Origin of the sequence: Pseudoduganella flava (genome assembly GCF_007830495.1) — a bacterium.
GTDB classification, from domain to species: Bacteria; Pseudomonadota; Gammaproteobacteria; order Burkholderiales; family Burkholderiaceae_D; genus Rugamonas; species Rugamonas flava.
The window spans coordinates 269,013-283,550 of record NZ_VLKW01000008.1; the positions used below are offsets into that span (position 1 = coordinate 269,013).

Consider the following 14,538-nt stretch of genomic DNA (forward strand, 5'->3'; position numbering starts at 1 on the left):
CGGGAAGGGCTTACTTGGCCGCGCTCAGGGCCGGCGTGTTGTTCACGTCGTTGAGGAAGCGGGTCAGGATGCTGTCGACGGCCAGCTTCGTCGATTGCTGCACGGCGTTCTTCATGCCGAACGCGCCGGCGAAGAACATCTTCCCGCCCTGCGTGTCGCCGTCCGCCTTGTACACCTTGCGGAACACTTCCCCTTGCGCGTTCCGGATGGCGATCGCCAGCTCGACGTGCGCGCCGTGGTCCTTGAACGTGTAGTTCTGCAGGTCGAACACGATGGTATTGCCGCTGGCGGCCTTGTCGTCACTGGCCTTCTTGATGTTGCCCAGCGCGGCGATGACGTCCGGCGACTGCATCGTGGCGTCCAGCACCTTGCCGAAATCGACCGTCCACACGTTCGCATAGCCGGCCGTCGCGGAGCGGAACTCGTAGTGGTGCGCCTGGGTGGCGGGCGTCAGGTAGTACTGCTCGCCCACCTTCGCGGCCGGCAGCTTCGCGGCGCCCTGGTTGTTGGCGAGGTACTGGCGATAGTCGTCGGACGTGGGACGGTTGATCGTGCAACCGGTGGTGACGGCGATGACGGCGACGGCCGCGATGAGCGTGCGGAAGGACATGGAAGACTCCGAAGAATGGGAAGGCACGCACGATACCGTGTGGCGGCCGGTATTGGCAACTTAGCAAACGCAAGTCGCGGACGCGTGCCGCGACAAAGTTGTCTTTCGTATTACACTAGCCCGATTGAAAACGTTCCCACAACACCAAGGAGATGACATGACGGTCGATCGGCGTGATTTCGTGCTGGCCGCGAGTGCGGCGGCGATGGCCACGGCGGTAGGAGGGCCCGCGCTGGCTCAACCGGCCGGACGCAAGCTGGGATATGCGGTCGTGGGGCTGGGCGGCTATGGCCTGGGCATCATCATCCCGCAGTTCAAGAACTGCCAGCACAGCCGCCTGGTGGCGCTGGTGTCCGGCGATCCGGCCAAGGCGAAGCGGGTCGCGGCCGAACATGGCGTCCCCGAGAAAAACATCTACAACTACCAGAACTACGACAGCATCCGCGACAACCCGGACATCGACATCGTCTACGTGTGCCTGCCCGTATCGATGCATGCCGAGTACACGATCCGCGCCGCGAAGGCGGGCAAGCACGTGCTGTGCGAGAAGCCGATGGCGGTGTCGTCGCCCGAGTGCGAGCAGATGATCGCCGCGTGCCGGCAGGCCGGCAAGAAGCTGATGATCGGCTACCGCTGCCACTTCGAGGCGACCAACCTGGAAGCGATCCGCCGCGCCCGCGCCGGCGAGATCGGCAAGCTGCGCTACTTCCGCTCCGAGCACGGCTTCACGGCGAACAACCCGAACGCGTGGCGGCTGAAGAAGGCGATGTCCGGCGGCGGCTCGCTGATGGACATCGGCATCTACGCGCTGAACGCGGCGCGCTACATGACGGGCGAGGAACCGGTGGCCGTGTATGCGCACGAGACCACCGACAGGAACGACCCGCGCTTCCGGGAAGTGGAAGACATGATCGAGTTCGAGCTGGAGTTCCCGTCCGGCGTGATCGGCTCGTGCATGTCGATGTACAGCGCGAACCAGAACCACATCCTGCTGATGGGCGACAAGGGCCGCATCGAACTGGAGCCGGGCACGTCGTACCGCGGCAACCGCCTGTGGGTCGGCAACGGCCGCGAGAACGAAATCACGCCGCCGCCGGGACCGGGCGCCACGCAATGGGCCGGCCAGCTCGATCACCTGTCGCAATGCGTACTGCAGAACAAGGATCCGATCGTCCCCGGCGAAGAAGGCCTGCGCGACCTGCGCATCATCGAAGCGATCTACCAATCGGCCCGCGACAAGCGGCGCATCGTGCTGAAGGCCTGACCGGCCACACCTCCACGCAGAGTTTCCTGCAATCGGGCAGTCCGCCGCAGCGGTCTGCCCCGTCCGGGAAACAATTTCCAAATCCGAGGGACTGTCCCTCATTTCAGGAAATATTTCCTGATTTGAGGGACAGTCTCTCGTGGTTTTTGCGCGACTCCGCGGCATGGAACGCGGCCCGCTCCAGAGTGGCGGCCCGCGCGCATCCCTCGAATTCGTGGCGCGCCAACGACAGGGGACTGTCCCTCGATCTTGGAAACATTTCCTGAAACGAGGGACAGTCCCTATGCCGCAGGCGTTGCGCACGTGCGACGTTTGGTCGCGTCAAGGGCTTCGGCGCTCAACTTCGTGAGCGTTTTGCTCATTGATGCAATTTCACAACGCGGATGCATGTTACCAGTGACGAGCACGCCGGCGCGGCGCATACTCGCTTCAACTGGTCCGGCCAATTCATCAGACTGGTCTACCAGTGCAAACAACCGATCTAGCCAATTTTAAAAATACAGGCGGAGGAGACACATGAAGCACATTGGACAGCCCCGGTTGCGCCGGGCATTGATGCCGCTTGCCGTGGCGCTCGCGGTCAGCGAGATGGCCGGCCAGGCGTATGCGCAGGAAGCCGCGCCGGCCGAGCCGGTGCAGTCGGTCGTCGTCACCGGTTCGCTGATCCGGCGCGTCGCTGACGAGGGCGCGACGCCGCTCATGACGATCAAGGCCACCGAGCTCGAATCGCGCGGCCATACCGAGTTGAAGGACCTCGTGCTGGAGCAGCCGCAGTCGCTGTCGCTCGGCACGAACTCCGGCGCGGCGGGGCCGATGACGAACCTGCGCGGCCTCGGTCCGATGCGCACGCTGACGTTGCTGAACGGCCGCCGCCTCGCCAACGAACCGCTGCAGGACCAGTACGTGTCCGTCAACGTGATCCCCCGCATGGCGCTGGACCGCGTCGAGACGCTGCCCGGCGGCGCCGCGTCGATCTACGGCGCCGACGCGATCGGCGGCGTGCAGAACTTCTGGACGAAGCGCGGCTACAAGGGCATCTCGCTGAAGGCGGAATACGCGACGCCGGAGATGAGCGGCGGCGGCGACACGAAGAGCTTCGGCGCCATCGCCGGCTGGGGCAACCTGGCCAGCGACGGCTGGAACGCCTACATCGCCGTCGATCACCAGAAGAAGACCGCGCTGTTCCAGGCCGACCGCCCCGAGCAGCACGACCCGGACGTGCTGCGCACCCTGGGCCTCGGCCTGCTCCCGGATGCCCGCAACGCCAGCCCGTTGGCGAACTTCGGCTTCACGCGCAGCGCGAACTCGAACTACAACCCCACGTACGCGAGCGGCTGCCTGGAGCCGTATGCCCGCCCCACGCTGGGCAACCAGAGCGCCAACAACCCGCCCGTCTACGCGCCCGGCTGCTACCGCAATCCGCTCTACTACAACGCCGTCACGGACGGCAGCAAGATCACCAACGTCGCGGGCCGCGCCAGCTTCAACCTGCCGGGCGGGCACAAGATCGACGTCGACGTGCTGCACTCGAACTTCACGGTGCAGAAGTTCCGCGGCATGCAGGTGCCCGGTACGACGAACCCGTTCACGACGTATTCGCTGCCCGCATCGAGCCGCTTCTACCCCGGCAACGGCATCACGCCGGCCGTGCAGGTCGTCGGCAGCAATACCGGTTCGAACACGCCCACGATGTACATCGATCCGACGAAGACACCGGGCGCCGTCAGTAACCTGAACATGAACGGCCGCACGGTCTACTTCCAGTGGGGCCCGGCCGAACTGGGCCCGGCCTACCGCAACGACGAGCAGACCAACGACCGCATCGTCGTCACGGCCGAAGGCGAGGTGCTGGGCTGGGACTACCGCGCCGGCCTCAATTGGGGGATGAGCAAACGCGATACCCGCGTTGGCGGCGGCTACCTGCTGTACTCGAAGGCGCAGGAAGGCTTCGACAAGGGCATCCTGAATCCGTTCGGCCTGCAGGATGAAGCAGGCCTCGAATACCTGCGCGGCATCGAGGCGCGCGATTACACGTACCGCCTGAACAAGGCCTACAACAAGAGCGTGGACGTGACGCTGTCGAAAGGCCTGTGGACGCTGCCCGGCGGCGACCTCACGCTGGCGCTGGCGGGCGAGCTGCGGCGCGATGCGGCGCGCACCTACGATGCGCCGCTCGACTACGTGTACAAGAACGCCGACGGCTCGTACAAGCTCGATGCGGCCGGAAACGTGCTGCAGCACGACCTGGTCGGCGAAACACCGCAGGGCGTGGGGCGCCGGCTGCACCGCGACATCGCTTCGCTGCTGGCGGAGGTGGATGCGCCGATCACCAGTACGTTCCTGCTGAACGGCGCGATCCGCGGCGACTACTACGAGGACCTGAAGCAAACGACGTGGAACCCGAAGCTGGCCGCGCGCTGGCAGCCGATCCCCAGTCTGCTGCTGCGCAGCTCGATCTCGACGGGCTTCCGCGCGCCGTCGATCATGGACGTGCAGAACCCGACGGCGGAGGTGCGCACGATCGACATGGACGACCCGGTACTGTGCCCCAGCGCGCAGCCCACCGTGTCCGGCACCGGTACGCCGGTGCCCGGCTATACGGCCGACCAGGTCTGCAACGTGAACACGGAATACTGGACCAAGACGCCGGACAACAGCTTCCTGAAGCCGGAAAAGTCGCGCGGCTTCTCGTTCGGCTTCGGCTACGAGCCGATCAAGAACCTGTCGCTGACGGTCGATTACTGGGGCCTGAAGATCAAGGACGTGCTGGGCGCCGTGACGATCGCCGAGATCCAGCAGGACCCGGCCAAGTACGCCTCGTTCATCATGCGCCGTGCCGACGGCACGATCGACCACATCGTCGCCAGCCAGGCGAACCGCGGCATGAGCCGGGTGCGCGGTGCCGACATCTCCGCCAGCTACCGCTTCCCGGCGCAGACGTGGGGCACCGTCGATGCGAAGATCGATGCGACGTGGTACCACAAGTACGAGTTCCAGTCGGAGAAGGATGGCCCGTGGTACAGCAATATCGGCATCATCACGAACGACGGCCGCTACGGCGGCGCGGGCCCGAATGCCGGCCTGGCCGGGATGCCGCAGATTAACCCGCGCTGGAAGTACACGGCGTCGCTGGGCTGGGGACTGGGCCCGTGGAAGGCCACGCTGTCGCAGCGCTTCCAGACTGGCCTGACGGACCTGACGCCGCGCACCGGCTCCACGCTGACGAAGGTCGATTCGTACAGCCAGTACAACGTGAACGTGCGCTACACGGGCATCAAGAACACGACCGTCAGCCTGGGCGTGAACAACATCACGGAGGAATGGCCGCCGTTGACCGCCAACTCGATCTACAGCGGCGGCTACATCACGAGCATGGCCGACATGATGGGCCGGGTCTACCGCCTGTCTGTCGAGTACAAGTTCTGATCCCTCCGCAGTCGATGGCAAAGCCGGCCGCGCGCCGGCTTTGCCGCGTTCCCGAGGACCACGCATGAGAAGACGATTCCTCCGCACGCTGCCGGCACTGGCGCTGGCCGCCGGCACGCCATGGTCGTTCGGCGCGGCGGCCGCAGCCCGCGTGGAGCGCTGGGGGCTGTGCGAGCTGGCATTCGCCGGGCCGGAAGACGGCAACCCGTTCGTCGACGTGACGCTGTCCGCCACGTTCCGCCAGGGTGGGCAGGTCGTGCGCGTCGACGGATTCTATGACGGCGCCGGCCGCTACCTGGTGCGCTTCATGCCCGGCAGCGCCGGCACGTGGGACTACGAGACCCGCAGCAATGTGGCAGCGCTGGATGCCCGGCACGGCCGCATCGACGTGCTGCCGGCGGGCCCGGGCAACCACGGGCCGGTACGGGTGCGCAACCGCTTCCATTTCGGCTATGAGGACGGCACGCCATACCGGCAGGTCGGCACCACCTGCTACGCGTGGACGCACCAGAAGGAGGAGCTGCAGCAGCGCACGCTGCGCACGCTGGCCGGCGCGCCGTTCAACAAGCTGCGCATGTGCGTGTTCCCGAAGTGGTATGACTACAACCGCGACGAGCCACCGCTGTACCCCTTCGAGGGGCGGCGCGGCGCATGGGACTTCAGCCGCTTCAATCCCGCCTTCTTCCGCAACCTGGAGCGGCGCGTCGCGGCCCTGCGCGACCTGGGCATCGAGGCAGACATCATCCTGTTCCACCCCTACGACAAGGGGCACTGGGGCTTCGACCGCATGCCGCAGGACGTCAACCACCGCTACCTGCGCTACGTGGTGGCACGGCTGGCGGCCTATCGCAACGTGTGGTGGTCGCTGGCCAACGAATACGATTTTGTCGAGGGCCGCGGCGAGGACGAGTGGGACAGCCTGTTCCGGACCGTGCAGGCGGCCGACCCGTACGACCACCTGCGCTCGATCCACAACGCGTTCCGGATGTACAACCACACGAAGCCATGGGTCACGCACGCGAGTATCCAGCATGGCAATGCGACGGCCGACTTCGAACGCGCCGTGCTGTACCGCGATGCGTACGAAAAGCCGGTCGTGTTCGACGAGGTGAAGTACGAGGGCGACTTCCCGAAGCGCTGGGGCCACCTGTCCGCCGAGGAGATGGTGCTGCGCTTCTGGCAGGGCGCCATCGCCGGCTCCTACGTGGGCCACAGCGAAACCTACCTCGATCCGAACGAGATCGTCTGGTGGTCGCGCGGCGGCACGCTGAAGGGCGGCAGTCCGCCACGGCTGGCGTTGTTCCGCCGCATCCTGGAGGACGGTCCGCCGGAGGGACTGGAGCCGATCGACAAGTGGCAGGACCACCCGTTCGCCGGCAAGCACGGGCAGTACTATCTCGGCTACTTCGGCACGGCGGCGCCCACCACTTGGCCGTTCGTGCTGTTCAAGACGGCGCTGGCGGACGGCATGCGCTTTCGCGCCGACGTGATCGACACGTGGAACATGACCGTGACGCCGCTCGCCAACACATTCGAGATCACGAAGCGCGACGACTACACGTACGCGGACAAGGACGGCCGCGCCATCGCGCTGCCCGGCCGCCCCTACATGGCGATCCGCATCGTGCGGCTCGCCTGAATCAATCACCGGAGGACCGACATGACAGATACCAGCTTCGCGCAACGGCGCATCCTGCTCAAGGGTGCGGCTGCGCTGACCGCGCTGCCAGCCTTGCCCGCGCTGGCGCAATCGCCCGACCCGTGGGACCGTGCCCGCCGCATCGCCGCCGTGTTCGACAAGCCGCTGCCCATTCCGGACCGGGACTTCGTCATCACCGCCTACGGCGCGAAGCCGTGCAAGGTGCACCAGGTGAAGGGGCAGCCGAAGGTGCGCGAGCCGGGCCTCGTCACGACGCCGGTGCCGGGCACGCACGACAGCCATCCGGGCTTGAGCGCCGCGGTCCGTGCGGCGCACGAGGCGGGCGGCGGGCGCGTGCTGATCCCGGCCGGCGACTGGTACCTGAAGGGGCCGATCACCTTGCTGTCGAACGTGCGCGTGCACCTCGCGGCCGGCGCGCGCGTGTACTTTTCCGCCAACCCGCGCGACTATGCGCGCGACGGCGAGTTCGATTGCGGCGCGAACGGCAAGCTGGTGCTGTCGCGCTGGCAGGGCAACGACTGCCTGAATTTCTCGCCGCTCGTGTACGCCCGCGGCCAGAAGAACATCGCGCTGACGGGCGAGGACTGGACCAGCGTGCTCGATGGCCAGGCCGGCGTGCCGTTCGAGGACGGCAGCGGGCCGGGATGGTGGGGCATGAACCAGAAGGCGGCGCTGCCCGGCGCGCTGCACCAGGGCGTCGACAATCCCGCGAATGCGCCGCTGGCCGCCGTCGTGCCGCACCTGGACGCGGCGACCCTGGCGCGCATCGTGGGCGACCGGCCGAACGCGCGCAGCGACGAGAAGTATCTGCCGGCGCTGTCCGAAGCCGGCGTGCCGGCGGACAAGCGGGTGTTCGGGCTGGGCCACTACCTGCGCCCGTCGATGATCGAGTTCGTCGATTGCGAGAACGTGCTGATGCAGGGCTACCTGGCCGTCAACGCGCCGTTCTGGATCCACCATCCCGTCAAGTGCCGCAACGTGCAGTTCTCGAAGGTGCGGATGGAGTCGATCGGGCCGAATTCGGACGGCTTCGACCCCGAGTCGTGCGACACGGTGCTGGTCGACGGCTGCTGGTTCAACACGGGCGACGACTGCATCGCGATCAAGGCCGGCAAGAACCGCGATACGGGTTATGGGCCCACGCGCGACGTCGTCATCCAGAACTCGGTGATGAACAGCGGCCATGGCGCCGTCACCTTGGGCAGCGAGATGTCGGCCGGCATCGAGCACGTGTATGCGCAAAACCTGGACGTGCGCAACGAGCACTGGGCCACCGATCCGCTCAATACCGTCGTGCGGCTGAAAACGAATATGAACCGGGGCGGGTACCTGCGCCACTTCTACGTGCGCAACCTGAAGCTGCCGAACGGCGTGCGGATCAAGCCCGGCTTCTACACGCCGATTCCCGGCGGGCCCGTGCCCGCGAAGACGGTGCCGACGGGTGGCGGTGCCGTCATCACGTTCGATTGCGACTACACGCCGTCGTTCGACCTGGTGCGCGACAGGCCGCCGGAGGTGTCGGACGTGCACATCTCCGGTATCGCCGTGTCGAACGTGAAGACGCCGGAAGGCAGCTTCGGCTGCTACCAGGCGTTCGTCGTGCTGGGTCCCGTCGCGAACAGCTACAACGGGCCGGCGGGCAAGCCCGTACTCCCGGTGCGCAACGTGACGATCCGCGACTGCGACTTCGGCACGCCGGTGCGGGCCGATGCGCCGTGGTACGTGCACAATGCGCGCGACGTCGTCTTGAGCAATGTGACGATCGGCGGCAAGCGCTACGATCGCAAGCTGTCGGGGTAAGGCATGAACATGCTTGTAAGAGTGTTGCTGGCCTGCGCGCTGGCACTGTGCGCCGCGCTGGCATCGGCCGACGACTTTGGCGTCACGCCCCCCGCTGCACCGGTCGAGCGCTGGGGCACGCTGGAAGTCGCGCTGGCCGGCCCGAGCGACGGCAACCCGTTCGTGGATGTCGAACTGTCCGCCGTGTTCCGCCAGGGGGCGCGCAGCATTGCGGCAACTGGCTTCTACGACGGCGACGGCCACTACAAGATCCGCTTCATGCCCGATGCGGTGGGCCAGTGGACCTACGAGACGCGCAGCAATCGTCCCGCGCTGCATGGTAAACAGGGCAGCTTCACGGTGGTGCAGCCGGCACCGGGCAACCACGGTCCCGTCGCGGTGCGTAACAAGTTCCACTTCGGGTATGGCGACGGCACGCCGTTCTGGCAGGTGGGCACGACGAGCTACGCGTGGATCCACCAGGGCGACGCGCTGCAGGAGCAAACCTTGCGCACGTTGGCCGGCGCGCCCTTCAACAAGATCCGCATGGCGATCTTCCCGAACAACGACGACAAGGCCGGCACGCTGCGCTTTCCGTTCGCCGGCACGCCACCGCGCAACTGGGACCTGGAGCGCTTCGACGTGGCGTTCTGGCGCAACCTCGACAAGCGCGTCGCGCAGCTGCGCGCGCTGGGCATCGAAGCGGACCTGATCCTGTTCCACCCTTACGACAAGGGCAAATGGGGCTTCGACCGGCTGCCGGCGGCCGCCAACGACCGCTACCTGCGCTATGCGGTCGCGCGGCTTGCCGCTTATCGCAATGTGTGGTGGTCGATGGCGAACGAGTTCGACTTCGTGACCGAAAAGCGGATGGACGACTGGGACCATTACTTCCAGCTCGTGCAGGCCGCCGATCCGTATGATCACCTGCGCTCGATCCACAACGCGTTCCGGCTGTACAACCACACGAAGCCGTGGGTCACGCACGTGTCGATCCAGCACGGCGCCGCCACGCTCGACCCGGAGCGTGCGGTGCTGTACCGCGACGTGTACGAGAAGCCCGTCGTGTACGACGAAGTGAAATACGAAGGCGACTTCACGCGCCGCTGGGGCCAGCTGACGCCGGAAGAGATGGTCCTGCGCTTCTGGAACGGCGCGATCGCGGGATCGTACGTCGGTCACGGGGAGGCATACCAGGACCCGCAGGGCATGGTGTGGCTCGCGAAGGGCGGCACGTTGCGCGGCAAGAGCCCCGCGCGGCTGGCGTTCTTCCGCAAGATCCTGTCCGACAGCCCGCTGGAGGGCCTGGAGCCGATCGACAAATGGCAGGACCACCCGTTCGCCGGCAAACACGGCGAGTACTACCTGGGCTACTTCAACCGCGAGCGGCCGACCAACTGGCCGTTCGTGCTGTTCAAGACGGGGCTGGCGGACGGCATGAACTTCCGCGCCGAAGTGATCGACACGTGGAACATGACGGTCACGCCGGTGCCCGGCACGTTTGAAATCAAGAAGCGCGACGATTACACGTACGCGGACAAGGACGGCCGCGGCATCGCGCTGCCGGGCCGCCCGTACATGGCGCTGCGCATCGTGCGCGTGCGTTGAACGAAGGAGAGCGAGTGGAGATGAAACGTTTTTTGCTGAGTGCCGCGGTTACGCTGGCGCTGGGCGTGGCGCTGCCGGCGACGGCCACGGTGATCGGCACGATGACGCCGGCGCAGCCGGTCACGGAGGCGCGGCTGGCCGCGCTGCCGGAAGCGGAGCGGGCCGCATGGCGGGCCTACCTGGAGCGCTCGCGCATGCTGATGGAACGCGACAAGGCGGCCCTGGCGGCCGAGCGGGCAGCCGGCGGCACCACGAGTGGCGCGGCGGCGCACCTGAAGGGCGAGTCCGGCATGCCGCTGGACCGGCCGGCCGCCTGGTATGCGTCGCCGCAGGCGCGGCACGTGGCCGACAACATCGTCAGCTTCCAGACGCCGGCCGGCGGATGGGGCAAGAACGTCGACCGCAGCGGCCCGCTGCGCCAGCGCGGCGAGCACTATGCGCCGGTGGACGACGATCCGCGCGGCGGCGTGGTCACGCGCACGGACGGCTGGAGCTATGTGGGCACCATCGACAACGATGCGACGACGACGGAACTGCGCTTCCTCGCCCGCGTGCAGGCGGCGCTGCCAGGTGCGGCGGGCGAACCTTACCGCGCCGCGTTCGCGAAGGGCGTGGGCTACCTGCTCAGCGCCCAGTATCCGAACGGCGGCTTCCCGCAAGTGTATCCGCTGCAGGGCGGCTACCACGACGCGATCACGTTCAATGACAACGCACTGGTGCAGGTGACCGAACTGTTGGACACGGTGGCGCAGCGGCAGGGCGACTACGCCTTCGTGCCGGCGGACCTGGCGCAGCGCGCGGGCGTGGCGCACGAGCGCGCGATCGGCGTGATCCTGGCCAGCCAGATCCGCGTGAACGGCGTGCCCACCGGCTGGTGCCAGCAGCACGACGCGTTGACGCTCGCCCCCGTCGGCGCGCGCAATTTCGAGCCGGTGGCGCTGTCGAGCAGCGAGACGTCGCGCCTGTTGACGATGCTGATGCGGTTGCGGCGGCCGGCGCCTGGCGTCGTCGCCGCCGTCGATGCCGGCATCGCATGGCTGAAGCGCGTGGCCGTCTACGACGTCGAGTATACAAAGAACGGCGCGAAGAACGGTGCGGACGGGCGGCACCTGGTGCCGAAGCCGGGCAATGGCCCGCTGTGGGCGCGTATGTACGACATCGGCACGATGCAGCCGATCTTCGGCGACCGCGATCGCACGATCCACACGGACGTCAACGAGCTGACGCGCGAGCGGCGCGATGGCTATGGCTGGTACGGGAACGGCCCTGCGACGGCGCTGGCCGCATACGCGAAGTGGAGCGCGGCGCGGACGGCGGCGGTGCGTTAGTCTTCCGCCTCCATGTGCCGGCTGGCCTCGCGCACCGTCAGCGGAGCAAACCGGCCGCGATGTTCGGCGAGGAAGGCGGCGAAGGCGGGCGGATTCCAGCGCGCGTAATCGCGCAGCGCCCAGCCGATGGCCTTGCGGAGGAAGAAATCCTCTTCGTTCGCCAGCGCAAGCGCGTAGCGGAACAGGCGCGCTTCATCCGTCTCCAGCCGCCAGCCGCGCTGGTGCAGCATGGCGATGCGGCGCACCCACAGCGACGGGTGGAGGAGGGCGTCGTCCATCGCCTGCACGGCCCGCGGATCTGCAGCGCGCTGCCGGCGCACGATGGTGCCGACCACGCCGGCCAGCGCATCCACCGTGTCCCACCATGGCTCGCGCTGTGCCAGCGCGATGAGCGGCGCGAGGGCATCGGCATCGAGCCGGCGTGCCGCGCCGGCCAGCATATCGGCCGCCGCGTATTTGTACTCGCGCTGGGGCAGGTCCCACAGGCGCTCGGCCGCGTCGAGCAGCGTCGGCTGGTCGAGGTCCGCACCGATCTTGCCGATGGCGGCGCGGCGCTGCGGCGTAGGGATGCCGAGGAAGGGGAACTGGCCGCGCAGGTAATCGCTCATCCGCCGCGCCTGTTCAGGATCGGCCAGCGGCTGCAGCGCCCCGCGCACGTGATCGACGATATTTTCGGTAGCCATATTTCTTGAAATCGGGGTCAGACCCCAATTTTAGGAAATATTGCCGCTGGGTGCTACGGCAGCTTCCGGAACCCCTCCGCCCTGACGACCCACTTGCCGTTGTCCGGAAACCCGGGCGCCGCGCGGTTCGGCGCGCCGTCCCAGCCGCCGGCCATCATCGCGACAGCCGCCAGCAGCGCGCCGTTGCCGGGCAGGTAGACGGGCAGGCCCTTGTTCGGGTTGTGGCCGGCCGCCGTGTAGCCGTTGTTCGGTCCATCGGACTTCAGCAGCACGTCCACCGCCTGCTCGGTGGCGCCCAGGCGCGCGGCCGTCATCGCGATCATCGGGTAGTCCCAGCCCCAGATCTTCGTCTCCCAATCCCAGTTCTTCAGCACGGCGTCCAGCGTGCGGCGCATCGTCGCGGTATCGACGCCGTCGCCCGGCAGCTGCCCATACGCCATCAGGAACGACGGGTGGTCGTGGCGGCTCGCCACGTTGTCCCACGTGTCGGGCGTGCTTTCGATGGCGACGTACTTGCCGTCCTTTTGCGGCAGCGCGGCCAGGTGAGTGCGGCGCTGCTCCCAGTCGGGGTCGCGCGGCAGGCCGAGGCGCTCGCGCCACTGCTGGGCGATCTCCAGGCCGCGCGCCCAGTAGCTCAGCTCATAGGTGGGGTTCATGCTGGTCGACTGGTCATAGATCTCCTGCGCGATCCACATCGGCGGGCCGAGCACGTAACGCTCGCCGCGCGGGTCCCAATGCAGCATCGAGGCCATCGCGGCCGCCGTCTCCATCACCAGCTCGCGGTATTTCTCCAGCGTGGCGCGCGACGGGTCGGCGCGGTACAGCAGCTCGGCGAGATGGATCGGGTGCGGCTGGTTCCACGCAATGAGTGGGTTGCCGCCCGGGCTCTCGCGCCCCTCCGGGCCCGTCATCTTCATCCAGCGCGCGCCCTGCAGGCCCCGTTCCGCCGCCACCGCGCGGGCGCTGGGCAGGGTTCGTTGAAACCATGACAGCGTGCGCGCCGTGTACTCGGGCCGGCCCCACAGCGCGAAGTGCGCCGTGTGCCACCACACCATTTCCGTGTGGTGCTTGCCGTACCACGTGGCCGTCGTCAGTCCGCTTTCCTGCGCCGGCAAGGTGTCGCCCAGCTGGATGCCGGCCAGGTATTGCGACAGCACGACCCGCCGCTCCAGTTCCGGCGCGCGCGGGTCCGTGCTGCCGGCGAAATCGATCGCGGCGCCGCTTTGCCAGTACGCCCGCCAGTGCGCGGCGCTGGCCGCGAACACGTCGTCGGCGGCTGCCGCCGCGGCGCGGCCCTGCTGGGCGAACGACACGGTCAGGTCGAGCGTCTCGCCCCGTGCCGGCGTGACGATGAACGTATGCGTGTCCGGCCGTGCGATATTCAGTGGCGCCGCGCCTGCCACCGTCATCGCATAGCGGGCCGCATCGCGCACGTGTTCGACGGCCAGCTGCCGCTCGTCCTGGCCCAGCACGGTGGTGCGATGCAGATTCGGTTGCGACCAGTCCAGCGGCGGGTTGTGCTTCACCTTCAGGTCGTAACCGAGTGGCAGCGCGATGCGCACGGCCAGCGTGCCGTTCGCCAGCAGCGGTGAGCGAATGCGCAATGCAAGTGTGTCGCTGTCCGGCGCGACGGCGCTCGTCACGCTGACCGGTTGCCCGCGCAGCTGCCAGCGACTGGACAGGCGGCCCTGCCACAGGTCCAGGCGCTGGTCGATGCCCGTCGCGTCGCCCGGTTCGAGCGGACGCGCCGCGGCCCCGGCCAGCACGAAGGCGATCCGAGGCAGCGGCTGCGTATGCGGGTTCTCGCGCAGCCACTGGCCGGCCGGCGTTCCCTGATTGGTCGGATAGCCCTGGGTACGGCCGTGCGCCGTGAACGGGCGGTTCGCGTCGGCCAGTTTATAGCCGTGCGGGTTGGCGTTTTCGTGCCACGACCAGCGCGCCTGGGTTTCCGTCGGTGTGCCCGTCTTCCAGTAATGGTCGGCGAACGTCTGCAGGCCCGTCACGTCGGCCGTGAACGCGAAGCGACCGTTGCCGACCGATAGCGGCGCCATCGGATCGAGCCTGGTGAGGTGCGGATCGTGGCGCGCGACGACGGCCTGGCGGTCGATCGGCGCGGCGGCCGCCATCGTCAGCATGGCGGCCAGCAGCAATGGGAGGAGGCGGCAAGGGGCAAGGCGCCA

Annotated in this window: 9 protein-coding genes; 6 read left to right on the forward strand and 3 right to left on the reverse strand. The window is 67.6% G+C overall.

The window, feature by feature from the left end:
- Nucleotides 1-10 precede the first annotated feature (10 nt).
- The gene (locus IP92_RS20690) at nucleotides 11-610 is read right to left on the reverse strand and encodes a hypothetical protein (RefSeq protein ID WP_145878598.1); all 600 of its coding nucleotides are present in this window, start codon (nucleotides 608-610) and stop codon (nucleotides 11-13) included.
- Nucleotides 611-767: 157 nt separating this feature from the next.
- On the opposite strand from IP92_RS20690, the gene IP92_RS20695 reads away from it, so the two are divergent.
- From IP92_RS20695 to pelA, 6 genes are all read left to right on the forward strand, one after another.
- A complete protein-coding gene (locus tag IP92_RS20695) occupies nucleotides 768-1,874 on the forward strand; it encodes a Gfo/Idh/MocA family protein (RefSeq protein WP_145878600.1) in 1,107 nt (368 codons plus the stop codon).
- A 516-nt stretch (nucleotides 1,875-2,390) separates the two neighbouring features.
- On the forward strand, nucleotides 2,391-5,300 hold the full coding sequence (locus tag IP92_RS20700; protein ID WP_145878602.1) for a TonB-dependent receptor domain-containing protein: 2,910 nt from the start codon (nucleotides 2,391-2,393) through the stop codon (nucleotides 5,298-5,300).
- Nucleotides 5,301-5,364: 64 nt separating this feature from the next.
- On the forward strand, nucleotides 5,365-6,939 hold the full coding sequence (locus tag IP92_RS20705; protein WP_145878604.1) for a DUF5060 domain-containing protein: 1,575 nt from the start codon (nucleotides 5,365-5,367) through the stop codon (nucleotides 6,937-6,939).
- A gap of 21 nt (nucleotides 6,940-6,960) precedes the next feature.
- Nucleotides 6,961-8,760: a glycoside hydrolase family 28 protein gene (locus tag IP92_RS20710; RefSeq protein ID WP_199271855.1), complete on the forward strand. Its 1,800-nt coding sequence runs from the start codon at nucleotides 6,961-6,963 to the stop codon at nucleotides 8,758-8,760.
- Nucleotides 8,761-8,769: 9 nt separating this feature from the next.
- On the forward strand, nucleotides 8,770-10,347 hold the full coding sequence (locus tag IP92_RS20715; protein WP_145878606.1) for a DUF5060 domain-containing protein: 1,578 nt from the start codon (nucleotides 8,770-8,772) through the stop codon (nucleotides 10,345-10,347).
- A 20-nt stretch (nucleotides 10,348-10,367) separates the two neighbouring features.
- Nucleotides 10,368-11,675, forward strand: coding sequence for a pectate lyase (gene pelA, locus IP92_RS20720; RefSeq protein WP_229418887.1), 1,308 nt, complete (start codon nucleotides 10,368-10,370; stop codon nucleotides 11,673-11,675).
- Here the strand turns inward: pelA and IP92_RS20725 are convergent.
- Both IP92_RS20725 and IP92_RS20730 read right to left on the reverse strand, forming a co-directional pair.
- Nucleotides 11,672-12,358, reverse strand: coding sequence for a DNA alkylation repair protein (locus IP92_RS20725; protein WP_145878608.1), 687 nt, complete (start codon nucleotides 12,356-12,358; stop codon nucleotides 11,672-11,674). The two genes, pelA and IP92_RS20725, sit on opposite strands and share 4 nt — an antisense overlap.
- Nucleotides 12,359-12,411: 53 nt before the next feature.
- Complete coding sequence (locus tag IP92_RS20730) at nucleotides 12,412-14,493, reverse strand: hypothetical protein (protein WP_229418888.1); 2,082 nt, start codon at nucleotides 14,491-14,493, stop codon at nucleotides 12,412-12,414.
- Between the last annotated feature and the right edge of the window lie 45 nt (nucleotides 14,494-14,538).

What these genes read in the sequence shown, in the direction of transcription:
- IP92_RS20690 (WP_145878598.1), bottom strand. Translation starts at nt 610, where the DNA reads ATGTCCTTCCGCACGCTCATCGCGGCCGTCGCCGTCATCGCCGTCACC.
- IP92_RS20695 (WP_145878600.1), top strand. Translation starts at nt 768, where the DNA reads ATGACGGTCGATCGGCGTGATTTCGTGCTGGCCGCGAGTGCGGCGGCG.
- IP92_RS20700 (WP_145878602.1), top strand. Translation starts at nt 2,391, where the DNA reads ATGAAGCACATTGGACAGCCCCGGTTGCGCCGGGCATTGATGCCGCTT.
- IP92_RS20705 (WP_145878604.1), top strand. Translation starts at nt 5,365, where the DNA reads ATGAGAAGACGATTCCTCCGCACGCTGCCGGCACTGGCGCTGGCCGCC.
- IP92_RS20710 (WP_199271855.1), top strand. Translation starts at nt 6,961, where the DNA reads ATGACAGATACCAGCTTCGCGCAACGGCGCATCCTGCTCAAGGGTGCG.
- IP92_RS20715 (WP_145878606.1), top strand. Translation starts at nt 8,770, where the DNA reads ATGCTTGTAAGAGTGTTGCTGGCCTGCGCGCTGGCACTGTGCGCCGCG.
- pelA (WP_229418887.1), top strand. Translation starts at nt 10,368, where the DNA reads ATGAAACGTTTTTTGCTGAGTGCCGCGGTTACGCTGGCGCTGGGCGTG.
- IP92_RS20725 (WP_145878608.1), bottom strand. Translation starts at nt 12,358, where the DNA reads ATGGCTACCGAAAATATCGTCGATCACGTGCGCGGGGCGCTGCAGCCG.
- IP92_RS20730 (WP_229418888.1), bottom strand. Translation starts at nt 14,493, where the DNA reads ATGCTGACGATGGCGGCCGCCGCGCCGATCGACCGCCAGGCCGTCGTC.